Annotated in this window: 18 protein-coding genes; 1 reads left to right on the plus strand and 17 read right to left on the minus strand. The window is 75.7% G+C overall.

Features of this window, described 5'->3' with window-relative positions:
• Window positions 1-55: 55 nt before the first annotated feature.
• A complete protein-coding gene (locus tag G339_RS0128860; protein WP_026341871.1) occupies window positions 56-790 on the minus strand; it encodes an SDR family oxidoreductase in 735 nt (244 codons plus the stop codon).
• 111 nt (window positions 791-901) lie between these two features.
• On the opposite strand from G339_RS0128860, the gene G339_RS0128865 reads away from it, so the two are divergent.
• Window positions 902-1,597, plus strand: coding sequence for a TetR/AcrR family transcriptional regulator (locus G339_RS0128865; protein WP_019634546.1), 696 nt, complete (start codon window positions 902-904; stop codon window positions 1,595-1,597).
• A 25-nt stretch (window positions 1,598-1,622) separates the two neighbouring features.
• On the opposite strand, the gene meaB is transcribed toward G339_RS0128865, so the two are convergent.
• The 16 genes from meaB to asnB are packed head-to-tail and all read right to left on the minus strand — an operon-like array spanning window position 1,623 to window position 23,308.
• Window positions 1,623-2,834: a methylmalonyl Co-A mutase-associated GTPase MeaB gene (gene meaB / locus G339_RS40700; protein ID WP_019634547.1), complete on the minus strand. Its 1,212-nt coding sequence runs from the start codon at window positions 2,832-2,834 to the stop codon at window positions 1,623-1,625.
• Window positions 2,831-3,238 (minus strand): cobalamin B12-binding domain-containing protein, encoded by a 408-nt coding sequence (locus tag G339_RS0128875; RefSeq protein WP_019634548.1) that lies wholly within the window; start codon window positions 3,236-3,238, stop codon window positions 2,831-2,833. The genes meaB and G339_RS0128875 overlap by 4 nt, the downstream gene beginning before the upstream one ends.
• A complete protein-coding gene (locus G339_RS0128880; RefSeq protein WP_019634549.1) occupies window positions 3,235-4,170 on the minus strand; it encodes an alpha/beta fold hydrolase in 936 nt (311 codons plus the stop codon). Before G339_RS0128880 ends, G339_RS0128875 begins: the two co-directional genes overlap by 4 nt.
• Window positions 4,167-8,813: a type I polyketide synthase gene (locus tag G339_RS37205; protein WP_019634550.1), complete on the minus strand. Its 4,647-nt coding sequence runs from the start codon at window positions 8,811-8,813 to the stop codon at window positions 4,167-4,169. The genes G339_RS0128880 and G339_RS37205 overlap by 4 nt, the downstream gene beginning before the upstream one ends.
• A gap of 45 nt (window positions 8,814-8,858) precedes the next feature.
• Window positions 8,859-10,469, minus strand: a complete 1,611-nt coding sequence (locus G339_RS35690) for an MFS transporter (protein WP_157408076.1) — start codon at window positions 10,467-10,469, stop codon at window positions 8,859-8,861.
• A gap of 46 nt (window positions 10,470-10,515) precedes the next feature.
• Entirely contained in the window at window positions 10,516-11,115 is a 600-nt protein-coding gene (locus G339_RS0128895; RefSeq protein ID WP_019634552.1) for a helix-turn-helix domain-containing protein, read from the minus strand.
• A gap of 52 nt (window positions 11,116-11,167) precedes the next feature.
• Complete coding sequence (ccrA, locus tag G339_RS0128900) at window positions 11,168-12,511, minus strand: crotonyl-CoA carboxylase/reductase (RefSeq protein WP_019634553.1); 1,344 nt, start codon at window positions 12,509-12,511, stop codon at window positions 11,168-11,170.
• Between the two features lie 4 nt (window positions 12,512-12,515).
• Complete coding sequence (locus tag G339_RS0128905; protein WP_026341873.1) at window positions 12,516-14,330, minus strand: condensation domain-containing protein; 1,815 nt, start codon at window positions 14,328-14,330, stop codon at window positions 12,516-12,518.
• Window positions 14,327-15,892, minus strand: coding sequence for an AMP-binding protein (locus G339_RS0128910; RefSeq protein WP_019634554.1), 1,566 nt, complete (start codon window positions 15,890-15,892; stop codon window positions 14,327-14,329). The genes G339_RS0128905 and G339_RS0128910 overlap by 4 nt, the downstream gene beginning before the upstream one ends.
• The gene (locus G339_RS0128915; RefSeq protein ID WP_019634555.1) at window positions 15,889-16,140 is read right to left on the minus strand and encodes a phosphopantetheine-binding protein; all 252 of its coding nucleotides are present in this window, start codon (window positions 16,138-16,140) and stop codon (window positions 15,889-15,891) included. Before G339_RS0128915 ends, G339_RS0128910 begins: the two co-directional genes overlap by 4 nt.
• A complete protein-coding gene (locus tag G339_RS0128920; protein WP_019634556.1) occupies window positions 16,137-17,399 on the minus strand; it encodes a condensation domain-containing protein in 1,263 nt (420 codons plus the stop codon). The genes G339_RS0128915 and G339_RS0128920 overlap by 4 nt, the downstream gene beginning before the upstream one ends.
• Window positions 17,399-19,039, minus strand: coding sequence for an acyl-CoA dehydrogenase family protein (locus tag G339_RS35695; RefSeq protein ID WP_019634557.1), 1,641 nt, complete (start codon window positions 19,037-19,039; stop codon window positions 17,399-17,401). The genes G339_RS0128920 and G339_RS35695 overlap by 1 nt, the downstream gene beginning before the upstream one ends.
• Window positions 19,026-19,724 (minus strand): FMN-binding negative transcriptional regulator, encoded by a 699-nt coding sequence (locus G339_RS35700; RefSeq protein WP_019634558.1) that lies wholly within the window; start codon window positions 19,722-19,724, stop codon window positions 19,026-19,028. Before G339_RS35700 ends, G339_RS35695 begins: the two co-directional genes overlap by 14 nt.
• 16 nt (window positions 19,725-19,740) lie before the next feature.
• Window positions 19,741-20,157: a methylmalonyl-CoA epimerase gene (gene mce, locus G339_RS0128935; protein WP_026341874.1), complete on the minus strand. Its 417-nt coding sequence runs from the start codon at window positions 20,155-20,157 to the stop codon at window positions 19,741-19,743.
• Window positions 20,157-21,455, minus strand: a complete 1,299-nt coding sequence (locus G339_RS0128940; RefSeq protein WP_019634560.1) for a lysine N(6)-hydroxylase/L-ornithine N(5)-oxygenase family protein — start codon at window positions 21,453-21,455, stop codon at window positions 20,157-20,159. Before G339_RS0128940 ends, mce begins: the two co-directional genes overlap by 1 nt.
• Complete coding sequence (gene asnB, locus G339_RS0128945) at window positions 21,452-23,308, minus strand: asparagine synthase (glutamine-hydrolyzing) (protein ID WP_019634561.1); 1,857 nt, start codon at window positions 23,306-23,308, stop codon at window positions 21,452-21,454. Before asnB ends, G339_RS0128940 begins: the two co-directional genes overlap by 4 nt.
• Between the last annotated feature and the right edge of the window lie 10 nt (window positions 23,309-23,318).

The raw sequence follows: 23,318 nt of genomic DNA on the forward strand, positions 1-23,318 counted from the left end.
GGGGATGGTCGGGAACGGGCGGGCGGTGCTGCGGCGGCCTGCCGGGACGCGGCCGTCAGATGATCCCGCCGTTGACGCGGACGACCTGGCCGTTGACCCAGTGCCCGGCCGGGCTCGCCAGGAAGGAGACGACCTCGGCGACGTCCTCGGGGGTGCCGAGCCGCTCCAGCGGCGGTTGCGCGGCGAGCCGCCGGATCGTCGCCTCGTCCTTGCCGTCCAGGAACATCTCGGTGGCGGTCGGGCCGGGCGCGACGGCGTTGACCGTGACGTCTCGCCCGCGCAGCTCGCGGGCGAGCACGAGCGTCATCGCCTCGACCGCGCCCTTGCTCGCGGCGTACGCCCCGTAGCCGGGGAACTGGAGGCCGACCACCGAGGTGGACAGGTTCACCAGCGCGCCCCCGGCGCGGACCCGGCGGGCGGCCTCCCGGGACATCACGAACGCGCCGCGGACGTTGGTGCGGTGCAGGGCGTCCAGTTCGGCCAGGTCCAGGTCGGCGATCGGGGACAGCGACAGCCGCCCGGCCGAGTTGACGACCACGTCGACCCCGCCGAAGGCGTCCTCCGCCGCGGTGAACATCGCCGCGACATCGTCCTCGTCGGCCACGTCGGCCCGCACCGGGATCGCCCGGCCGCCGGACGCGGTGATCTCCTCGACCACCCGCGCCGCGGCCGGGGCCGCTCCCTGGTACCCCACCGCGACCGCGCAGCCGCGTGCCGCCAGCGCCACCGCGACGGCCCTCCCTATTCCGCGGGAGCCGCCGCTGACGACGGCCACACGCTGGTCACTCATAGCTGCCTCCTCTTGTTCGTAACGTCGATACGCGTATCCCGTATCGACGCTACAAAAAGACTGTAGCACGGGTTCGTATCACCGCTAGCAATCGGCGATATCATCGATCTCATGACGGAGACCGATCCGCTTCGCGCGGCGATGATCGAGGCCGCGGAACGGCAACTGGCGTCGTCCGCCGACCACGAGGTCGCCACCCGCGCGGTCTGCGAGGCGGTCGGGGTGAGCCAGCCCGTGCTCTACCGGCTGTTCGGCGACAAGCGCGGACTGCTCGACGCCGTCGCCGACCACGGGTACGAGCGGTACACCGCGCTCAAGGCCGCCCAGGAGCGGACCTGCGACCCGGTCGCCGACCTGCACGCCGGCTGGGACGGCCATCTGGCGTTCGCCCGGGCGAACCCGGCCCTCTACCAGTTGATGTTCACGCCGCGGCCGTGGTCGCGTTCGACGGCGCGCGAGCGCGTGATGGACCTGCTGACGGCGGCGCTCACCCGGTGCGCGGCCGTGGGCGCGTTGAAGACCGAGCCGCCGACCGCCGCTCGGCTGATCCTGTCGGCCAACATCGGGACCGCCCTGGACCACATCGCCCGGCCTGCCCTGTTCGACGATCCCGCGACGTCCCACCGCATGCGCGACGCCGTGTTCTCACACGTGCTCACCGCCACGCCGGCCGAGCGCGGCGCCGACCCCCTGCGGACCGCCGCGCTACGTCTGCGGGCGCAACTCCAGCTCGGCGCCGCCGACGCCCTCGAACCGGTCGAGACCGCTCTCCTCCAACGATGGCTGGAGCGCATCGCGGACGCCTGACCGGGCACGCGGGCGGTGGGTCGGCTCAGAACGCGTCGGGCAGCCAGCGCTCGTACAAGACGACCTCGTCGACCGCCACCTGGATCGCGCTCGGCGCGGGCTCCCCGTCCGCCCCGAGTCCGGCGAGGTAGGGCGCGCGGGCGACGATGCGGGCCCGGCCGCCCACCCGCAGCGCGTCCCGGCGGCCGGGGACCAGGAACAGCAGCCCGACCCGCGGATTGGCCAGGACGTCGCGGTGCGCGTCCAGGCGGCCGCCCGGCCCGTCCGGCAGGACGAGGGTGCGGTCGTCCAGGACGCGGGCCGCGCCGCGCGGCGACACCGCGCACCGCCCGGCCGCGTCGGCGGTGGCCAGCAGGCAGAGCGCCGCGGCGGCGAGCCAGTCGCGGGCGCGGGCGTCGAGACCGGAGTGCCCGTTGTGCGCGGCCGGGGCGGCGGCGTCGCCGTACAGGGCGAGCAGCGCGGCCTCGTCCTCGACGTACTCGACGTCGGCGACGGCGGTCGGGCCGTCGCGCCGGATGCCGCGCGCGACCAGCTCGTCGACGAGGGCCGCCGTCCCCTCGTCCTCGGTCGCGACGGTGGTGATGACGGGCGGCCGCGCGGACGCGGTGTTCAGCGCCGTCATGGCGTTGAGGTCCCGGACGATCCGCGCCGCGCCCGGCCGGTCGGCCTTGTTGACGACGTAGACGTCCCCGATCTCCAGCACGCCCGCCTTGGCGATCTGCACGGCGTCGCCGGTCCCGGGCGCGAGCACGACGGCCGTGGTGTCGGCGAGCGCGGCGATCTCGACCTCCGACTGCCCGACGCCGACGGTCTCCACCAGCACGACGTCGAACCCGGCCGCCTCCATGACCCGCACCGCCGCGGGCGTCCCGGCCGACAGCCCGCCGAGGTGCCCGCGGCTGGCCATCGACCGGACGAAGACGCCGCCGTCCCCGACGTGCCGCTGCATCCGGATGCGGTCGCCGAGCAGCGCGCCGCCGGTCAGCGGCGAGGACGGGTCCACGCACAGCACCGCGACGCGCCGGTCCCGGCGCCGGAACTCCGCGATCAGCGCCGAGGTGAGCGTGGACTTGCCGACGCCGGGCGGCCCCGTCAGCCCCACCACCAGCGCCCGGTCCCGGCGGCGCAGCGCCTCGGCGACGGCGGGGTGCCCGCCGGGCCCGGCCGCGTCCAGCAGGGTGAGCAGGCGGGAGACCGCGCGCCGGTCCCCCGCCCGCGCCCGGTCCAGCAGGCTCACTCGGCCACCTCGAGGGGCCGCAGCTCCGCCCGGGCCCAGGCGATGATCTCCTCGACGGAGCTGCTGGGCGTGAAGATCCGGACGATGCCGAGCCCGGTGAGGGCGTCGATGTCGTCGGGCGGGATGATGCCGCCGCAGAAGACGGCGACGTCCGCCGCGTCGGCGGCGGCGAGCAGGTCCAGGACGCGCGGGACGAGCGTCATGTGCGCGCCCGACAGCAGGGACAGCCCGATCGCGTCCGCGCCCTCCTGGATCGCGGTCTCCACGATCTGCTCGGGCGTCTGGTGCAGGCCGGTGTAGATCACCTCCAGCCCGGCGTCGCGCAGCGCGCGGGCGACGACCTTCGCGCCGCGGTCGTGGCCGTCCAGGCCGGGTTTGGCGATGACGACTCGGACGCGTCTCACCGGTCCGCCTCCTTGGTTCCGGGCGCGAGGGCGCGCACGAGGTCGAGCAGCCGCGTCCGGCCGGGTTCGTCGCGCAGGTAGAAGTGGCCGCCGGGCAGCATGTGCAGGTCGGCGCCGCGCGCGGTGTGCCGGTCCCAGGCGCGCAGCAGGTCGGCGGGCATCGCGTCGTCCGCTCCGCCGACGACGGTGATCGGCACGTCGATCGGGTCGCCGGGCGCGTGCTCGTACTCCTCGAAGATCTGGAAGTCGGCGCGGTAGGCGGGCAGGACGAGCGCGAGCAGGTCGGGGTCCTCGCGCAGCGTCGGGGGCAGGCCGCCGTAGCGCTGCTCGACGGCGTCCAGCAGGTCGTCGTCGCCCATCCGGTGCAGCGGGTCGCGTTCGACGCGGAAGTGCGGCGGCGGCGTCGCGGACACGACGAGCCGTTCGGGGAGCGGGCGGCCGCTCGCCTGGAGCGCGCGGATCGTCTCGAACGCCACCCAGCCGCCGAGGCTGTGCCCGAACAGGACGTACGGGCCGGTGAACTCGACGTCCTCCACGACGGCGGCGACGAGGGCGGCCATGTCGGTGAACGGCGGTTCCTCCAGGCGCGCGCCCCGGCCGGGGAGTTGCAGGCCGAGGACCTCGACGTCGGTGAGCGCGTCCGACCAGCGGACGAACTCGCCGGGCGAGCCGCCGCTGTGCGGGAAGCAGTACAGCCGCAGCGCCGCGTCGCCGCGCCGTCGGCGGCGCACGAGCCAGCGCGACGCGCCGGGCGAGCGGCCCCGGCGGACGCTGCGGGGCCGCATGTCGGTCCACACGCGGGCGACGTGGTCGAGGCAGTCCCGCCGCGACCCCTGGAACCCGGTCGGCGTCCAGCCGGGCGCGGCGGCGCGCCCGGCCGGCCACAGGCCGTACTCGGCCTCGTCGTTGGTCACCACGTCGTACACGGTCATCGGGTCTCCTCCTGGGCGCGGCCGGTGACGAGGTCGGCGAGGCGGGCGGGGGTCGGCGCGCCGTAGATCTCGCGGGCGGTGACCTCGACGCCGCGGTCGGCGCGGATCCAGGCGGCGAGCCGGGTCGCGATCAGCGAGTCCCCGCCGAGTTCGAAGAAGTCGTCGTGGCGGTCGACGGTGTCGAGGCCGAGGATGACGGCGAAGCCCTCGGCCATGCGGGCGGCGTCGGTGCTCCGCGGCTCCGGCGCGGACGCGGGCGCGGGCGGCGGGGCGGGCTCGTCGGCGTCGGACGTCTCCAGCGAGAAGCGCCTGCGCTGGAACGGGTAGAGCGGCAGCTTGACCCGGCGGCGCCGCTCGCCCTCGTGGACGCGCGCCCAGTCGACGGGAATCCCCTCGGCCCACAGCCGTCCGAGGGCCGTGAGCGCGGTGTCGAGCGCGGACGCGTCGTCGGCCGGGTGCGGGAGGCTCTGCGCGATGACGCGCGACGCGGGCCGCTCGGGATGCTGCCGGGCGAGCGTGGCCAGGGTGCGGCCGGGGCCGACCTCCAGCAGGACGGCGTCGGGCTCGGCGAACAGCCGGGACAGCGCGGCGGAGAACCGCACGGGGTCGCGCATGTGGCCCGACCAGTACGCGGGGTCGGTCAGCTCGGCGGGCGCGGCCCAGTCCCCCGTCCGGTCGGACAGGAACCGGACGGCGGGTTCGCGCAGCGGGACGGCGCGGACGGCGGCCTCGAACTCGTCCCTGATCCGGTCGACCAGCGGCGAGTGCCCGGCGGTGGCGATGCGCAGCGGCTTGGAGTCGACGCCCCGGGCCGTCAGCTCCTCGTGGAAGCGCGCGACGTCGGCGGCGGCGCCGGTGACGGTCGTCCGGCCGGGGCCGTTGACGGCGGCGACGGACAGGGCGGGCGGCAGCAGCGGCGCGACCTCGTCCTCCGAGAGCTGCACCGCGAGCATCGTCCCGGTGGGCAGCGACTCCAGCAGCCGCCCCCGCTCCACGACCAGCGGCACCGCGTCGTCCAGGTCGATGATCCCCGCGACGCACGCGGCGGCGTACGCGCCGAGGCTGTGCCCGGTGACGGCGGCGGGCGTGATGCCCCACGCCGTCCACAGCCGGGCGAGTGCGTACTCGACGGCGAACACGGCGGGCTGGCCGACCGAGATCCGCTCCAGCGTCCGTTCCGCGTCGGCGGCGCGCTCCGGCGGCGGGAACAGGATCTCCCGCAGGTCGAGCCCGAGGCCCGGCAGGGCCAGGTCGGCGCAGCGGTCGAACCGGCGGCGGAACTCCGGCTCCTGCTCGTACAGCTCGCGGGCCATGCCGACGTGCTGGCCGCCCTGCCCGGGGAACATGAACACCACCGGCCACTCGCCCGTCCGGCCGGACGGGGCCGGGCGCGGCGCGGTGAGCGCGCGGGCCGCGGCCGCCGCGTCGCCCGCGACCGCGAACGCCCGGTAGGGGTGCGCGGGCCGCCCGTCCTGGAGCGTCCAGGCGATGTCGGCGAGCGACCCCGAGGGCCGCGCCGACACCGCCGCCGCCAGCGACGACGACAGCTCCGCCAGCGCCTCGGGACTGCGGGCGCTCACCACCAGGAGCTGGCTGCCGCGCCCGGTGTCGGCGGGCGGCTGGACGGGCGGCTGCTCCAGGATCGCGTGCGCGTTGGTCCCGCCGATGCCGAGGGCGTTGACGCCCGCGCGGCGCGGCGTCCCGCCGGTCTCCCACTTGGTGAGGTCGGTGGTGACGCGGAACCGGCCGGTGTCCAGGTCGAGTTCGGGGTTGGGCCGGTCGAAGTGCAGCGTCGGCGGCAGCAGGCCGTGCTCGACGGCCAGCGCCGCCTTGATGAACGCGCTGACCCCGGCGGCCGCGTCGGTGTGCCCGATGTTGGTCTTGACCGAGCCGAGGGCGCGGCCGCCCGCGTCGGCGGCGACGGGCCCGAGCGCCTTCGTCAGCGCCCGCACCTCGATGAGGTCCCCGAGCGGGGTGCCGGTCCCGTGCGCCTCCACGAACGTGACGGTGCCGGGGTCGACGCCCGCGCGGTCCAGCGCGGCGCGGATCACCCGGACCTGGCCGTCCACGCCCGGCGCGGTGAACCCGACCTTGCCGCCGCCGTCGTTGCCGATCGCGGTCGCCAGCAGGACGGCGTGGACGTGGTCGCCGTCCGCCAGCGCGTCCTCCAGCGGGCGCAGCGCGACCAGCGCGGCGGCGCTGCCGCCCACGGCGCCGCGCGCGTCGGCGTCGAAGGCGCGCAGCCGCCCGTCCGCGGAGATGATGCCGCCCGGCGTGTAGCCGCCGCGCGGCGGCGGGACGTGGACGGTCGCGCCGCCCGCCAGGGCCATGTCGCACTCGCCGTCCAGGACGGCGCGCGCGGCGAGGTGGACGGCGACCAGGGAGGTCGAGCAGGCCGTCTGCACCGACACGACGGGCCCGCGCAGGCCGAGCCGGTCGGCGGCGCGGGCGGCCAGGAAGTCGGGGCCGGTGCCGAGCCGCATCTGCCAGGCGTCCACGAAGGGGAGGCGGTCGCGGTGGGCGCGGAGCCGGGCCAGGTGCTCGGTGGTCGCTCCCCCGGCGAACAGGCCGATGGTGCCGGGGAAGCGGGCGGGGTCGTGGCCCGCGTCTTCCAGGGCGTGGTAGGCGCATTCGAGGAAGACCCGGTGCTGCGGGTCCATGATCAGGGCCTCGCTGGGCGGGCAGCCGAAGAAGGCGGCGTCGAAGCGGTCGGCGTCGTCCAGGACGCCGTGGACGTCCAGGTGCCCGTCGCCCTCGGCGAGGACGCGGATCGAGTCCACGCCGCCGCACAGGTTCGCCCAGAACTCCGCGACGCTCGGCGCGCCCGGGAACCGCCCGGCCATGCCCACGACGGCCAGCGCCCGCGAGTCGCCGCGCGGCCGCGACGCCGGGACGGGCGCGGGCGCGGGGGCGTCGCGGGGTTCGAGCCGGTCGGACAGGCTCCGGATCGTCGGCGCCTCGAACAGCGCGACGAGCGGCAGGTCGTGCCCCAGGTCCTCGGTGAGCGTCCGGTGGACCTCGACCAGCAGCAGCGAGTGGCCGCCGAGGTCGAAGAACGAGTCGTCGATGCCGACGCGCTCCAGGTGCAGCAGCTCGGCCCACAGCGCGCAGAGCCGCCGTTCGAGGCCGGTGCGGGGCGGGGTGTGCGCGGCCGACGCGGCGGGGCGGCGCGCGTCGGGCTCGGGGAGCCGGGCGCGGTCCACCTTGCCGTTGGCGTTGAGCGGCAGCGCGTCCAGCGCGACGAAGTAGGCGGGGATGAGCGCGCGCGGCAGCCGCTCCGCCAGGTACGCGCGGAGTTCGCCGACGTCGTCCGGGCCTCCCACGACGTAGGCGACCAGGTGGGTCTCGTCGTCGCCGGGACGGGTGTAGGGCGCGACGTGCGCGACGGTCACGGCCGGGTGCGCCGTGAGGACGACGGCGATCTCGCCGGGCTCCACCCGGTTCCCGCGGATCTTGACCTGGTCGTCCACGCGGCCCAGGAACTCGATCTCGCCGTCCGGGCGCCGCCGCCCGAGGTCGCCGCTGCGGTACATGCGCGCGCCGGGGCGGCCGGAGAACGGGTCGGGCGGGAACCGGTCGACGGTCTGCGCGGGGTCGGCGAGGTAGCCGCGCGCGACGCCCGTCCCGCCGATGTAGATCTCCCCGGGCTCCCCGTCGGGGACGGGTCGCAAGTCCTCGTCCAGGATGTGGACGGCGGCGATCGACAGCGGCGCGCCGATCGACGGCGGCCCGTCGCCCGCCGCCGCGACCGGCCCCGACGTCGCGATGATCGTCGTCTCGGTCGGGCCGTAGTTGTTGACGACCTGGAACGGGAGCCCGGCGGGCGGCCGGAACTTCAGGCGCTCGCCGCCCGTCAGCAGCGTCCGCAGCGCGGTGTCCGCCGGCCACGGCAGGGTGAGCAGCCGTTCGGCGAGGGCGGTGGTGAGGAACAGGACGGTGATCCGCTCGGCCACCAGCCAGTCCCGCAGCGCGCGCGGGTCGAGCAGGGTGTCCTCGTCGGCGGCGTGCAGGCAGGCCCCCGCGGCGAGGGTCGGCCAGATGTCCCAGGCGGACGCGTCGAAGCCGGGCGAGGCGATCAGCGCGACGCGGTCGGCGGGGCCGAGGCCGAACGCGTCGGCGTCCCAGCGCGCGAAGCGGGCCAGGGAGCCGTGTTCGAGCAGGACGCCCTTGGGGGCGCCGGTGGAGCCGGAGGTGAAGACGATCATCGCGACGTCGCGGTCGCGGGTCCGGTCGGGCGGGGCGGCGACCGGATCGGCGGGCACCTCGTCGAGTAGGACGGGCCGCAGTCCGCGCGCGGCCAGGCCGTCCGCTAACTCCGCGGTCGTGACGACCAGCGCGGCGCCCGCGCGGGTCATGGCCTGGGCCGTGCGCTCGACGGGGTGGCGGGGGTCCGCCGGGGCGTAGGCCGCGCCCGTCTTCAGGATCGCGGCCTCGGCGACGACCAGGTCCGCGCCGCGCGGCAGCAGGACGCCCACCACGCCGCCGGGCGCGGCGCCGCGCCCGGCGAGGAGGGCGGCGGCCCGGTCGGAGCGCGCGTCGAGTTCGCCGTAGGTGAGCGTCCGGGCGCCGTGCCGCACGGCGGGCGAGTCGGGACTCGCCGCCGCGCGGGCCGCCAGGAGCCGGTGAACCGCCGTCCATGCCATGCTGTCGCCTTCCGATCGTGGTGTGGGGGTCGCCGCCCCGGCGGGTCAGCCGTCGCGGTTCGGCGTGTCGGCGCCCGTGTCGGCGCCCGTGTCCGCGCCCGCGTCGACCGCGACCTTGGGCGGCTCGGGGGCCTCGGCGTCCGGCCCGTCCGCGGCGGACCGCCGCGGCAGGAGCGCGAACGCGATGACGCCGGTCGCCGCGCTGACGGCGAACGCGGTGAAGAACGCCAGGTGCAGGCCGTGCGCGAACGCGCCGGCGACGAGGTCGTGCAGCCGGTCGGCCGCGACGCCGGGCACGCGCAGCGGGCGGCTGGCGGTGGCGTCGTCGACGGCCCGGTCGAGCGCGTGCCCGGTGACGGACTCGCCGCGGAGCCGGTCGCGCAGGTCGCCGGTGAACCCGGTGGCCTGCACGGTGCCGAGCACCGCGATGCCGAGCACGGTCCCCAGCTGCATGGAGGTCTCGACCGTGCCGGACGCCGCGCCCGCGCGCTCGGGCGGCAGCGACGTCAGCGCCTGGGTGGTGTTGGCGGGCAGCGCCAGGCCGAGGCCGACGCCGACGAGCGCGACCGCCCACCAGGACGCCCAGTAGCCGGAGTCCGCGCCGAGCGTCGACAGCCCGAACAGCCCGACCGCGCCGAGCAGCAGGCCGCCGGTGATCAGGGACCGCGCGCCGACCTGCTTGACGAGCTTGCCGGCCAGCGGCGCGCAGAACATCAGGCCGAGCGCGCCGGGCAGGAACCCGAACCCGGCGTCGAGCGCGTCGTGGCCGAGGACCTGCTGGATGTAGAGGGACAGGAAGTAGTACGCCGCCGACAGCGCGAAGCCGAGGACGGCGGCGACGAGGTTGCTGGCCGCGAAGACCCGGGAGGTGAACGACCGCACCGGCATCATCGGGTGCTCGGCGCGGACCTCCACGACGACGAACACCGCGAGGGCGAGCGCGCCGACGACGAACCCGGCCAGCACGCCGGGCGCGGACCAACCCTGCGCGTGGCCCTCGATGAGGCTGTAGGCGAGCGCGGTGGGCCACAGCACGCCGAGGACGAGGCCGGGGACGTCGAGGGAGCCGCCCTCGCCGGGCACGACCTTCGGCGCGGCCGCCAGGATGAGCACGAGCAGCAGCACGCCCGCGGCGATGTTGAACCCGAAGATCAGCCGCCACCCGGACAGGTGGACGAACCAGCCGCCGAGCAGCGGCCCGAGCGCGATGGCGACGCCGCTGAGCCCGCCCCACGCCCCGAGGAGCTTGGCCTTGCGCTCGGGTTCGGGCGCGAGCCGGCTGATCATCGCCATGCTGGCCGGGACGAGCATCGCGGCCGCCGCGCCCTGGACGGACCGGCCGACGATGAGGAGCCACACCCCGTCGGCGGCGACGCACACCACCGAGCCGAGGGTGAACAGGGCGGTGCTGGCGATCAGCCCGGTGCGGTGGCCGAGCCGGTCGCTGATGGTGCCGCCGACCATGAGCAGCCCGGCGAAGGCCAGCGTGTAGCAGTCGAAGATCCACTGCAGCCCGGACAGGGACGCGTGCAGGTCGTCGCGGATGGCGGGCATCGCCACGGCGCTGATCGACAGGTCGACCATCGCCAGGAAGGCCGCGCCGAACACGGCGACGATCGCGCCTGCTCCGTGGCGTGGGGGGCTGTTGTCGGGCACTGCGTGCTCCTCGGGGGGATCGGACCACCCTGTCCGGCGGGCCCGGTCAGGGGGGTGGGGCCGGTTCGGTGCCGGGCTCCAGCAGCGGGAACAGCCGGGAGACCACGGCGACGGGAGCGGCGTCGGCCGGACGGGCGTCGGGCCGGGACTCGCGGTGCCGGTACTGGGCGACCAGCGCCCGGATCACCCGCGCCATCCCGGCCATCTCCTCCGGGGTCAGGTACGCGACCTGGCTGAACGCCTCGTCCTGCCGCCAGCGGGCGGGCGCGGCGTCGCGGTGTTCGAGCCAGCGCCGGAAGCTCTCGTCCTCCAGGCCGCGCGCGAACAGGTCCAGGCATGCGTCGCTGACCGGGCCGGGCTCGGGCGGCGGGGCCGCCCCGGCGTCCGGTCCGCCCGCGTCCGGGGACGGCGGGGTCGCCAGCCGCCAGGGCCGCACCCGGCCGCGCCCGGCCGGGGCCTCCTCGATGAGCCCGCCCTGGGCGAGCCTGCGGAGGTGGAAGGAGTACAGGCCGCTGCTGCCGCCCAGCTCGCGGGCGGCCGTGGTGGCCGTGACGACGCCGTCGCGGCGGAGCAGGCGCAGCAGGTCCCTGCGCACCGGGTGCCCCGCCAGTTCCTCGTTGTCGCCGTCCGGCCGCGCGTCGCTCACTTTGCAAACCATAGTGCTTGCAAAGCAGGGGATCAAAGCGGCCGCCGGGCGGTCAGCGGCCCGCACCGAGCGGCCCTCCCACCATGAGCGGAGCGGTCCCGCGCGCCCCGACGCGCTCGCGCAGCGCGGCGTCGGCGACGCCCAGCCCGGCGCGCGGCGCGAGGCACAGGACGCCGACCTTGCCGATGTGCTCGTTGAGCTGCACGCCGCGCGCGGCCTCGGGCGCCTCGGCCAGCGGGTACACCGCCGACAGCATCGAGGCGACCTTCCCGCGCCGCACGAGCCGGTTGGTCTCCCACTGCTCCTGGAGGTTCGCGCCGTGGCTGCCGATGATCCGCTTCAGCCGCATCCACAGGTAGCGGTTGTCGAACCGGTGGTCGTAGCCGGTGCTCGACCCGCACGTCACGACCGTCCCGCCGCGCGCGGCGACGAACACCGAGATCCCGAAGGTGGCCTGGCCGACGTGCTCGAACACGATGTTGGGGTCCTCGCCGCACTCCCGGCGGATGATCTTTCCGAGTTTCTTGCCCGCCGACTGGACCACGTCCGGGTCCGATCCGATCCGGCCCAGCTCGCGGCGGTCGATGACCAGCTCGCAGCCCAGGTCGCGGGCGATCTCGGCCTTGCGGTCGGAGCTGACGATCCCGATCGGCGTCGCGCCGCCGTTGCGCGCGAACTGCACGGCGTAGCCGCCGAGGCCGCCCGCCGCGCCCCAGATCAGCACCAGGTCGCCCTGCTTCATGTTCGCGCCGCGGTCGCTGACGAGCATCCGGTAGGCGGTCGCCGCGCACAGCGGGTTGCAGGCGGCCTCCTCCCAGGTCAGGTGCTCGGGCTTGGCCAGGAGCTGGCTGGCGCGCACGACCGCGTAGTGGGCCAGGCCGCCGAAGTTGGTCTCGAAGCCCCAGGCGCGCTGGTCGCCGCCGAGCATCCCGTCGGCGTGGGTGGCGGGGTCCTGGTCGTCGACGTAGTTGGTCGCCACGACGACCCGGTCCCCGACCTTCCAGTTCCGCACGCCCGACCCCAGGCGCACGATGACGCCCGACGCGTCCGACCCGAGCACGTGGTGCGGCTGGTCGTGGCGGGTCGCCCAGCCGCCCTGCCGCCCGAAGGACTTCAGGAACGCGAACGTCGGCAGCGGCTCGAAGATCGCCGACCAGACGGTGTTGTAGTTCATGGCCGACGCCATGACGGCGACCAGCGCCTCGTCGGGCGCCAGCTCGGGCATCGGCACCTCGCCGACGCGCAGGGACTTGCGGACGTCCTTGTCCTCGACGCCGCGGAACATCCCCGCGTCCTGCACGCGCGTGTGCGCGGCGGTGTAGGCGTCCGGAACCGGGATGCGCTCCAGGACGTCGGCGGGCTCCCCGGCGACGACGGCCTCGGCGAGAGCGTCCATGCGATCAGTCCTCCTCGGGTTCGGCGGTCTCGGCGATCTCGATGACGCCGGGCAGGTCGTGCCCCGGCAGCCACGCGTGCAGGTGGGCTCGCACGGCCCGGACGGTCGGGGCGGGCGCCCCGCCGCGCGGCCGGACGGTCAGCACGGCCGCGCGGCGGCGGCCCTCGCGGACCTCGATCCGCGCCCCGGCCACGCGCGGGTGGGCGCGCGCCACCCGCTCCACCAGCGGGACGTCGATGACGCCGTGGTGGAGCAGCCAGCGCCGCCCGGCGGGGCCGAGCAGCCGCGCGCGCCCGTCGCCGGCGACGTAGCCGCGGTCGCCGGTGTCGACGGTCTCGCCCCCGGCCAGGACGGCGCGCAGGCGGCCCGGCACGGCGGCCGGGAGCGGTTCCCCGTCCGGGCCGTGCGCGGTGATGACCGCGCCGGGGGCCGGGACGAGGACGGGCGGGTCGCGGGGGTCGCGAGCGGGTTCGACGCGGCCCGCGAGGCGGCCCGCCCGCCGGTACGGCTCGCCGCTCGCGGCGGAACCCGTGCCGACGGCGCGCGCCGCGGCCGGGCCGAGTCCGGCGGCGTCCGGCCGCGTCAGCGCCGCGACGGCCGCGCGGAAGTCGTCCAGGAACCGGTCGGCGGCGGCCGGTCCCGTCTCCTCCTGCCGGTAGTCCAGCCGGACGCGGCAGCGCGGCCAGTCCGCGCGGAGCTGGAGCGTCTGGGCGAACGTGGCCGAGGTGTTGGGCGTGAAGAACTCCCAGCGGGCGGCCAGCCCCTCGACCTCCAGCCGCAGTCCGGCCGGGGGCCGGGGGAAGGAGATCCCGAACTGGGTCATCAGCCGCCCGGCGGCGCGGTCGCCGAGTTCCGCGACGAGCGCGGCGAACGGCACCCGCCGGTACCGGGCGAGCCGGGCCAGCGCGGCGCGCGCCTCCCCGACCGGGTCCTTGTCGGGCGACGCCTCGACGGCCATCGGCACGACGTTGATCTGGAGCCCGGCCACGGCGCGGGTCCGGGCGTCGCTGACGTCGGCGGCGATGCCGAGGATCGGGGCCTCGTTGCCGTACCGCCGCAGTTGCCCGGTGAGCGCGGCGACCAGCGTGGTGAAGGTGCTGACGCCCCGGTCGCGGGCGAGGCCGCGCAGCGCGGCGACGTCGGCGGGGTCGAGTTCGACCGTTCCGGTGGTGGTGACGCCGCGCCGTCCCGTGGCCGCGTCGGCGGGGAGTTCGAGGGGGCCGGCGCGGTCGGCCAGGAGCGCGCGCCAGTGATCGACGGCCTCGGCGACGATGTCGGGACCGGCCTCGGGGACGTCCGGCTGCGGCAGCGCCTCGGGCCGCACTCGCGCGCCGTCCCGGATCGCGCCGAGGTAGCCGGTGAAGTCGGCCGCGACGACGAACTTGCTGCGCCCGTCGAACCCGACGTGGTGGACGGCGAACACGACCGTGGCGCGGTCTGCGCCGTGCCGCAGCAGGTGGAACCGGATCGGCGGCTCGGCCGCCAGGTCCCAGGACCGCCGCCCCTCCCCGGCGGCCATCCAGGCGCGGACGGCCGCGTCCTCCGCGCCGTCCGCGCACGGCACGTCCGCCGTCGCGAACGCCAGCGCCTCGTCCGCCGCCAGGACGACCTGGTGCAGGCGGTCCCCGACCAGCCGCAGCACCGACCGCAGCGGCTCGTGCCGGCGCAGGACGGCGACCGCCGCCGCGCGCAGGTCCGGTTCGGCGACCGCGCCGCGCAGCGTGACGGCGAAGTAGCCGCTGCTGCTGGTCGACGGGTCGGCCTGCGCCTCGGCCCACAGGGCGAGCTGCGCGGCGTTCGCCGGGCGCGTCGCGGTCACCGGGACCGCCCGGCGCGGCGGTCGGAGGAGGTCAGTTCCTTGAGGATCAGCGCGGCGACCGCGTCCCGGTCGATCTTCCCGCTGGGCGTGCGCGGCAGCTCGGGCACGACCGTCAGGGAGCGCGGCACCGACACCTCGGGCAGGGCCGCGCGCAGCCGCTCCAGCGTCGCGGGGACGTCCAGCTCGGCGGGGTCGCCGCGCGTGACGAGCGCCGCGCGCAGGCTCGGCGCGCCCGAGCGGGTGGTGACGATCGTGCTGGCGGCCGCCGCGACGGCGGGGTCGGCGAGCAGTTGCGCGTCCACCTCCAGCAGGTCGACGCGGATGCCGCGCAGCTTGACCTCGTCGTCCAGGCGGGTGAGGAACCGGACCCGCCCGTCCTTGATCTCCACCAGGTCGCCGGTGCGGAACGCGCGGGTGTTGCCCGCCGGGGACTCCGGGATCTCGACGTAGCGGCGCTCGGTCAGCTCGGGCCGGTTGAGGTATCCGGCCGAGACCGGGTCGCCCGCCACCAGCAGTTCGCCGACTGCCGGGTCGTCGGGGTCGGCGGGGTCGACCAGCACCTCGCAGCCGGGCAGCGGGACGCCGATCGGCGGCAGCGCGGGCCAGTCCTCCGGGTCGTCGCCGAGGATGTGGGACGTGACCATCGCCGACTCGCTCTGCCCGTAGTGGTTCACCAGGCGGCAGCCCGGCAGCGCGGCGAACAGCGCCCGGATCTCCGGCGTGCAGACCATCTGCTCGCCCGCGGTGTTGACCTCGACGAGGCGCAGCCCGGCCAGCAGGTCGCCGCGGGCCGCGACGCCGAGCATCTGCAGCGCGAGGTAGGGCAGGAACAGCCGCTCGACGCGGTGCTCGCCCAGCCAGGACAGCAGCTCCACCGGTTCGCGCCGCAGCCGCTCCGGCATGATCACCAGGGTGCCGCCGCCGCGCAGCGTCCCGAGGACCTCCTGGAAGGAGACGTCGAAGTTCAGCGGCGCGAACTGGGCCGTGCGCAGGTCGGGGCGCGGCGAGTGCCCGGCCTGCCAGCCGACCATCGTGTCCAGGCACCGGTGGCCGACCGTCACGCCCTTGGGCCAGCCCGTCGAGCCGGACGTGTAGATGATGTAGACGGCCAGGTCCGGATCGCACGGCCGCGTCGCCGGTTCCGCGCGCACGTCCGGCCCCGGAATCGGGACGCTCTCCCCCAGATAAGGCGTGTCGCCGTGGCTCAGCAGCAGGCGCGGCGTGCAGTCCGCGACCATGTGCTCCAGCCGCCGCACCGGGTACTCCGGGTCCAGCGGGACGTAGGTCGCGCCGCGCAGGATCGCGCCGAGCATCGCCGCGACGGCCGCCGCGCCGCGCGGCGCGCACACCGCGACGCGGTCGCCGGGCGCGACGCCCCGGTCCGCGAGCAGGTCGCGGACGCCCGCCGCCCACGCGTACAGCTCGGCGTAGGTGAACGCGCGGTCCCCGTCGACCAGCGCGGTCGCGTCGGGACGGCCCGCGGCGGTCTCTAACAGGGCGTCGACCAGGCAGGGCGCGGCGGACGGCCCGCCCCACAGCGACGCCGAGGGCGCGGCGCTCACCGGGACACCCCCGCCCGCAGCTCGTCCACGGCCTCCGCGAGCTCCGCGACGGTCGGGTGGTCGAAGATCAGCCGCATCGGGGCCTCCAGCGCGTACTCGCGGTGCAGCGCGGCGATGACCTTGGTGGCGGTCATGGAGTCGCCGCCGAGGTCCAGGAAGTTCTCGTCGGGGGCGATCCCGTCGACGCCGAGCGTCGCCTCCCAGATCGCGGTGACGGTCGCGACGGTCGTGGCGGTCGTGTCGGTCACGGCATCTCCTTGAGTTGCGAGTCGGGCTCGGCCGTCCACGCGGCCGCCAGGCGGGTGAAGCGGTCGCGCAGCGTCCGGGCGGTGTCGGCGGTGAGCACGGCGGGCGAGGCCAGCAGGTGGCCCCGGACGCCCGCGCCGCCGCGGACGAGGTGGAGTTCGAGTTCCAGCCGCGTCGCGGTCGGCTCGATCGGCCGCTCCTCGACGCGCAGGCCCGGCAGCTCGGGGACGCCGGGCGCGGGGCGCAGGTCGAACAGCGCCTGCGCCAGCGGCGCGCGGCCCGGCGGCCGGGCGACGCCGCTCGCGGCGACGACCTGGTCGTAGGGGGCGGCGCCGTGCTCGGACGCCGCCAGGCACACCTCGCGGGCCGCGTCCACCGCCTCGACCAGCGTCGCGTCCGGCGGGCACGCGACCCGCAGCGGCACCGTGTTGGACAGGAAGCCGACCAAATTCTGGTCCTCGGCGCGCAGCCGCCCCGACGCGGCGGTCGCCAGCACCGCCTCGTCGAGTCCGGCGCGGCGGGCCAGGACGGCGGCGTACAGGACGAGCGTCGTCATGTACGCCGTGCAGCGCCGCTCCCTGCTCAGCCGGTCGATGCGCGCGGTCGTCGCGTCCGACAGCGCCACCGGCACCGCGTGCGCGCCGCCCGGCCCCGCCGGGGCGGGGTCGGCGGGCAGCGAGACCGGCGGGGCCCCGGCCAGCGTCCGCCGCCAGAACTCCAGCGACGCCGCGTGGTCGCGGCCCGCCTCCCGGCGGACGTGGTCCAGGAAGCCCGGCGCGGGCGGCAGGTCGGGTTCCTCCCCGGCCGCGAACGCCGCGTAGGCGGCGGCGAACTCGCGGAAGAACACCTCCATCGACCAGCCGTCGAACGCGATGTGGTGGATCGTCAGCAGCAGCACCGCGTCGTCGGCGGCGGTCCGCAGCAGGCGGACGCGCAGGACCGGTCCCGCCGCCAGGTCGAACCGCGCCGCCCGCTCGGCGGCGATCACGGCGTCGACGTCGGCGGCGTCCACCGCGTCGAACACCGCGCCGGGCTCGCCGACGACCTGCTCGATGCCGCCGCGCGCCGCGCGGTACGTCGTCCGCAGCGCCTCGTGGCGGGCGGCGAGCCGGTCCGCCGCGCGGCGGACCGCGTCCTCGTCCACCGCGCCGCGCAGGCGGAACGCGCGCTGGATCACGTACGCGCCCGGCGCGAGCTGCTCGGCGAGCCACAGCCTGTGCTGCCCGTGGGACGCCGGTCCCACGGCTCCGGCGACGGCCATCAGGTCACCGGTCCCAGCCAGGCGGCGCTGATGCGGGCGTGGTCGGGGCCCGCGCCCGCCAGCGCGTCGACCAGGCCGCTCCAGTGCGCGTCCAGCGACCGCCACGCGCCGGTGCAGTACACGTCCGCGAGGTCCTGGGCGTCGGGGGCGTCCCCGGCGGCGCGGGCCAGCGTCAGCGTCACCGTGACCAGCTCTTCGAGGATCGCGCCGAGCAGGGTGAGCGGGCGGCCGAGCCCGGCGCGCTCCGCCGGGTCGGGATGGTTCCGCAGCACGTCCGCGCAGTGCTGGGAGAACGTCCCGATCTGCCCGGCGAGTCGCGCCAGGTGCTCGCGGTTGCGCGCGGTGAGCTCCGGGACGTCCGGGACGTGCGCGCGGGCGTCGATCTCGTCCGGCTCCAGGCACGCCAGCGCGATCCGGTCGGCGAGCCGCCCCTGCAGCAGCACCTCCGTGCCGCCCGCGATGCGCAGGCCGCGCGCGTCCCGGTACAGCCGCTCCAGCGGGGCGGGCGGCGCGCCCCGGGCGGCCTTGCCGCGCGCCGTCTCGTAGCCCTCCCCCGCCATGACCGTCATCGCCCGCTCGACGATCCGCCAGCACAGCAGCGACGTGATGTCCTTCGCCGCGAACTGCTCGGGCATCAGGTTGACGGGATCGGGGCCCTGGTCGCCCAGCATCGTCCAGCGCGCGGTGGCGTCGAGGGCGTACAGGTCCGCCGCCGACTCCGCGACGGCCCGCTGGATCTCGTCGTAGGTCCCGAGCGCCCGGCCGTCCACCGACCGCCGCCGCACGTACTCCCCGGTGTGCTCCAGCGCCCGCCGCGCCAGCGCCAGCGCGGGCGCGGCGATGATGTGGACGCGCCCGCGCGACAGCACCGCCGCCCGCTCCGCCGACAGCCACTGCCCGCCCTGCTCGGCCAGCACCAGCTCGCGCGGCACCCGGACGCCCCGCAGCGCCAGCGCCCCGTTGGGGAACCCGCGCAGGCCCATGAACTCCAGCCGCGCGCGGACCTCGAACCCCGGCGAGGCGGTGTCGACGAAGAAGACGCGGGGCCGCCCGTCCTCCGTCGCCGTCACGGCCAGCAGCTCGGCGATCGGGCCGTTGCCGATGTAGAGCTTGTCGCCGTCCAGGACGTACCCGTCCGCGTCGGCGGTCGCGGTGGTGAACCGCCGCCGGTTCGCCGCGCCCGCCGGCTCGGTGTCGGCCATCCCGGTGACGGCCCCGGCCGCGAGTCTCTTCATGACCAGCTCGCGGATCGGGCCGTCCGGCAGCACCGGCAGGTACGCGGCCGCGCCGATCCCGTTGTGGATGGCCAGCATGAAGCCCGCGGGCAGCGCCTCGCCGCTCGCCTCGGTGATGACGCGGAAGGCGTTGTAGGGCGACAGCTCCCGCCCGCCGACCTCGGCGGGCGCGAGCAGGTGCAGCCAGCCGCCCGCGCGCAGCGCCTCGGCGACCGTCTCGCCGTCCGGCTCGTCCGGCAGCCCGGCCAGCGCCGCGCGGACCCCGGCGACGGCGGCGTCGCCCGCCGCCCGGTCCGCGCCGGCCTGCGCCGGGAACGGGTGGACCAGGTCCCACGGCAGGCGGCCGTGGCAGATCTCCTCGACCACGTTCGGGACGCCGGGGACGCTGAGGCTACCGCGCGCCATCGCCGGCCTCCCGCGCGGCCGGGCACCCGGTGGCCGGTGCTCCCGGGCCCGGGTCGCCGAACCGGTCGATCAGCGCCGACAGCTCGGCGTGCGCGCCCCGGCCGCTGGCCGCGAACGAGCGGACGACGCGCCGCCGGGTCTCCGGCTCCTGCTCCTGGCTGAGCTTGTACATCCCGTCGACGGACTCGACGTGGAACTCGAACGCCCGCACGCCCGGCAGGATCTTGTCGAAGTAGTCGAGCGACCCCTCCGGGTCCCAGCCGGTGCCGTGGGTGCCCTCGTACGCCTCGACGGTCCAGCGCACCACCCGCCGCGCGTCCTCGGGCGTGTCCAGCGGGCGCAGCGTCCCGTGGACGTGGACCGCCACGAAGTCCCAGGTCGGCGCGGCGACGGGCAGCTCGTACACGGTCGGCGAGACGTACCCGTGCGGGCCGGTGAACACCAGCGTCCCCGGGCCGCCCGAGGCGACCGCCGCCCAGTGCGGGTTCGCGGCGTTCATGTGGCCGAGCAGCGTCGCGCCCGGCAGCTCGGCCGGGGGCCGCTCGGGGTGGGTGATGACGGGCAGGTGGGTGATCCAGGGCAGGGCCCGCTCGCCGCGGGTGACGAGCATGGCGAGCGGGTTGCTCCGCACCGTTTCGAGTGTCCAGCTCCGGCCGCGCGGCCGGTACTGGGGGGGAACGAACACTGGTCCTCCGAACGCGTCAGGATGTCACGAGCTCCACCAGGACGCCGTGGCAGTCCTTCGGGTGCAGGAAGGTCGCCCGCGAGCCCATCGAGGCGGGCCGCGGCGGATCGAACAGGACCCGCGGGCCCGCGGCGGGCAGCTCGGCGGCGGCGCGGTCCACGTCCGGGCAGCCGAACGCGACGTGGTGGACGCCCTCGCCGCGCGCGGCCAGGAACCGGCCCACCGGCGAGTCCGGCCGCGTCGGCGACAGGAGCTGCAGGTAGGTGGCGCGGCCGTCGTCGGTGCCGTTGACGCGCAGCATCGCCTCGTGGACGCCCTGCTCCTCGTTGGTCTCGCGGTGGCACACCTCGAAGCCGAAGGAGTCCCGGTAGAACCGGATCGTCTCCTCCAGGTCGTGGCAGGCGATGCCGACGTGGTCGACGCGCGTGAACATCACACCGCCCCGACCCGGGCCCCGGCGATGGACCGGACGATCTCCCCCGCGCGGACGGCGGTGTTCGACAGCAGTTGCGCGGAGATCCCGTGCGTCTGCTCGGTGCCGCCCTGCAGGTAGATCCCGGCGCGGAGCCGGTCGTCGGTCTCCAGCCGGTAGTCGCGGGTGATCGCGGGCCGCTTGCCGGCGTCGCGGCGGCAGTACTCGGCGACCTCGCCCAGCACGTTCGCGGGGTCGATCGGCCGGTAGCCGGTCGCGTACACCACCAGGTCCACGCCGAACGAGCGCTTCTCGCCGGTCGGCAGGTGCTCGACGTCCACGCGCAGGCCGTCGCCGGTGACGTCCCTGCGGACGGCGTGCAGCCGGGAGGCGTTGAGTATCCGCAGCCGCTCCACGCCGCGGACCCGCTCCTGGTAGACGCGCCGGTACAGCTCGTCGGCCAGTTCCTGGTCCACCACCGAGTAGTTCGTGTTGCGGTGGTAGTCGAACAGCATCCGCTTGACGTTCTCGGGCGCGCCGTAGAAGACGTCCACGCTCTCGGGGTCGAAGATCCGGTTCGCGAACGGGGTGTCGTCGGCGACGCTGTACCCGTACCGCAGGAAGATCGCGGAGACCTCCGCGTTCTCGAACCGCCGGTGCAGGAACTCGGTCGTCTCGGCGGCGCTCTGCCCCGCCCCGACGACCACCGCGCGGCGCGGCTCCTCGGTCAGCCGCTCCACCCGCTCCAGGAGCTGCGCGCAGTGCCAGATCCGGTCCCCGAGCTCGATGTCGTCGGGCAGCGCGGGCTCCTGCCCGACGGCGACGACGACGTTGCGGGCCCGCTGGACGCGGTGCTCGCCGCCCCGCCGGACGATCACCTCGATGTGGTCGCCGCCCGGCCCCGGGCGCATCGCCACGACCTCGCTGCCGTACCGGGCGACGTCCTGGAACCGCCGCGCGACCCATTCCAGGTAGTCGTGGAACTCCACGCGCGAGGGGAACAGCGACTTGTGGTTGATGAAGTCGGCCAGGCGGTCGTTGTCGTGCAGGTACGACAGGAACCCGTATTCGCTCGCCGGGTTCCGCATCGTGACGAGGTCCTTGATGAAGGAGACCTGCATCGTCGCGCCGTCGATGAGCATCCCGCGGTGCCAGCCGAACGCGGGCTGCTTCTCGAAGTAGACCTGCGTGAGGTGTTCCGCGGCGGGCCGGTCGGCGTTGTGCTCCCGGACGGCCACGGCCAGCGCCAGGTTGGACGGGCCGAAGCCCACCCCGACGATGTCCAGGATGTCGTCGGCGTCGGTCGCGGGGCCGGTCACAGGGCCAGCCCGACGTCGTAGCGGCCCAGCCACTCGTTCAGGCCGAGCACCATTTCGATGCTGAACCGGTTGACGACCTCGGCGGCCGGGCCGGTCGGGTCCTCCACGAACGACTTGGCGGTGCCGAGGTCCAGCAGGTCGCGGACCGGCGCCTTCGGGTCCGCGACGACCTCGGCGAGGCGGGCGTTGAGCAGCGCGCCGTAGCGGGGGTCGTCGGTGGGCGGGTAGCCCGCCTTCTTGCGGTACAGCACCGAGGGCGGCAGCAGGTCCCGCACGGCGGCGCGCAGCAGGCTCTTCTCCCGGCCGTCGAAGGTCTTCATCTCCCACGGGACGTTGAAGACGTACTCCACGAGGCGGTGGTCGCAGAACGGGACGCGGCCCTCCAGCGCGGCCGCCATCCCCATCCGGTCCCGGCGGTCCAGGATGATCCGCAGGTAGCCGGTCATGTTGAGGTAGGTGATGCGGCGAAGCTCGCGGTCGATGTCGCTCTCGCCCTCCAGGACGGGGACGCCCGCGACGGCCTTCTCGTACTCGGCGCGCTCGTACTCGTCGGCCTCCAGGACGTCCGCGAGGTCGGGGGCGAGCAGGCCGCTGCTGCGCATCTGGTTCTTGCCGGCCATGCGGCGCGCGAACTCCAGCCACGGCATGGTGCCCTCGCCGCGGAACCGCTCCTCGTGGAACCAGTGGTAGCCGCCGAACAGCTCGTCCGCGCCGTCGCCGGTCAGCGAGACGGTGCATTGCTCGCGGAACGCCTTGCACAGCAGGTAGAGCGAGGTGTCCAGGTCCCCGAGGGACGTGGGGTGGTCGCGGGCCGTCAGGACGGTGCTGCGCGCCTCGGCGTCCATGAGCTGGTCGGCGGACAGTTCCACCGCGGTGTGCCGCGTCCCCAGGAACTCGCTCATGATCTTCACGAACGGGAAGTCGGGGGTGGCGCGGACCTCGTCGGGCTTGAACGCGTCGGCGTGGCCGGTGAAGTTCACCGAGAACGTCCGCAGCTTCTCGTCCGAGCCGCCGGTGCGGATCGCCAGCGCGGCCAGGGCGCTGGAGTCCAGGCCGCCGGACAGGAACACCCCGAGCGGCACGTCGGAGACCATCTGCCGGCGGACGCTGTCCTCCAGCAGGTCCCGGACGGTGCGGACGGTGGTGTCCAGGTCGTCGGTGTGCTCGACGGCCTGCAGCGACCAGAACCGGCTCTTGGCGAGCCCGCCGCGCCCGAAGCGGACGATCGACCCGGGGTCGACCTCGAACATCCCCTTGAAGATCCCGTGGTCGGACGACTTGACGAGGGTGACGATCGCCCGCAGGCCGCTCTGGTCGATCTCCGGCCGGATCTGCGGGTGCGCGAGGATGCCCTTGGGCTCGGACCCGAACACGACGCCGCCGTCGATCTCGGCGTAGTAAAGCGGGTAGATGCCGAGCCGGTCGCGGATCAGCAGCAGCTCCTCGGTCCGCGCGTCCCACACCGCGAACGCGAACATCCCGAGCAGCCGCTCCGCGCAGCCCGCGCCCCACTCCAGGTAGGCGCGCAGGACGACCTCGGTGTCGCTGGTGGTCTCGAACCGGTGGCCGCGGGCGCCCAGCTCGGCGCGCAGCTCGGGGCAGTTGAACACCTCGCCGGTGTAGGCGATGGCGACCGGCTCGCGGTCGGGCCGCTCGTCCACCATCGGCTGCTTGCCGCCCGCCAGGTCGATCACCGACAGCCGCCGGACGCCGAGGGCGGCGTGGCCGTGCCGCCAGACGCCGCGCTCGTCCGGGCCCCGGCGGTGCAGGGTGTCGGTCATCGCCTCGATGAGCCCGGTGTCGTCGGTGTCGGCCCGCCGCCGGAAATCGACCAGCCCCGTGATGCCACACATGGTTGTCTCC

The sequence above is a fragment of the Actinomadura atramentaria DSM 43919 genome (assembly GCF_000381885.1).
In the GTDB taxonomy this organism is placed as follows: domain Bacteria; phylum Actinomycetota; class Actinomycetes; order Streptosporangiales; family Streptosporangiaceae; genus Spirillospora; species Spirillospora atramentaria.

Bases quoted from the DNA above. Each gene is read 5' to 3' on its own strand.
- G339_RS0128860 (WP_026341871.1), bottom strand. From the start codon at position 790: ATGAGTGACCAGCGTGTGGCCGTCGTCAGCGGCGGCTCCCGCGGAATA.
- G339_RS0128865 (WP_019634546.1), top strand. From the start codon at position 902: ATGACGGAGACCGATCCGCTTCGCGCGGCGATGATCGAGGCCGCGGAA.
- G339_RS0128880 (WP_019634549.1), bottom strand. From the start codon at position 4,170: ATGACCGTGTACGACGTGGTGACCAACGACGAGGCCGAGTACGGCCTG.
- G339_RS37205 (WP_019634550.1), bottom strand. From the start codon at position 8,813: ATGGCATGGACGGCGGTTCACCGGCTCCTGGCGGCCCGCGCGGCGGCG.
- ccrA (WP_019634553.1), bottom strand. From the start codon at position 12,511: ATGGACGCTCTCGCCGAGGCCGTCGTCGCCGGGGAGCCCGCCGACGTC.
- G339_RS0128920 (WP_019634556.1), bottom strand. From the start codon at position 17,399: ATGGCCGTCGCCGGAGCCGTGGGACCGGCGTCCCACGGGCAGCACAGG.
- G339_RS35695 (WP_019634557.1), bottom strand. From the start codon at position 19,039: ATGGCGCGCGGTAGCCTCAGCGTCCCCGGCGTCCCGAACGTGGTCGAG.
- mce (WP_026341874.1), bottom strand. From the start codon at position 20,157: ATGTTCACGCGCGTCGACCACGTCGGCATCGCCTGCCACGACCTGGAG.
- asnB (WP_019634561.1), bottom strand. From the start codon at position 23,308: ATGTGTGGCATCACGGGGCTGGTCGATTTCCGGCGGCGGGCCGACACC.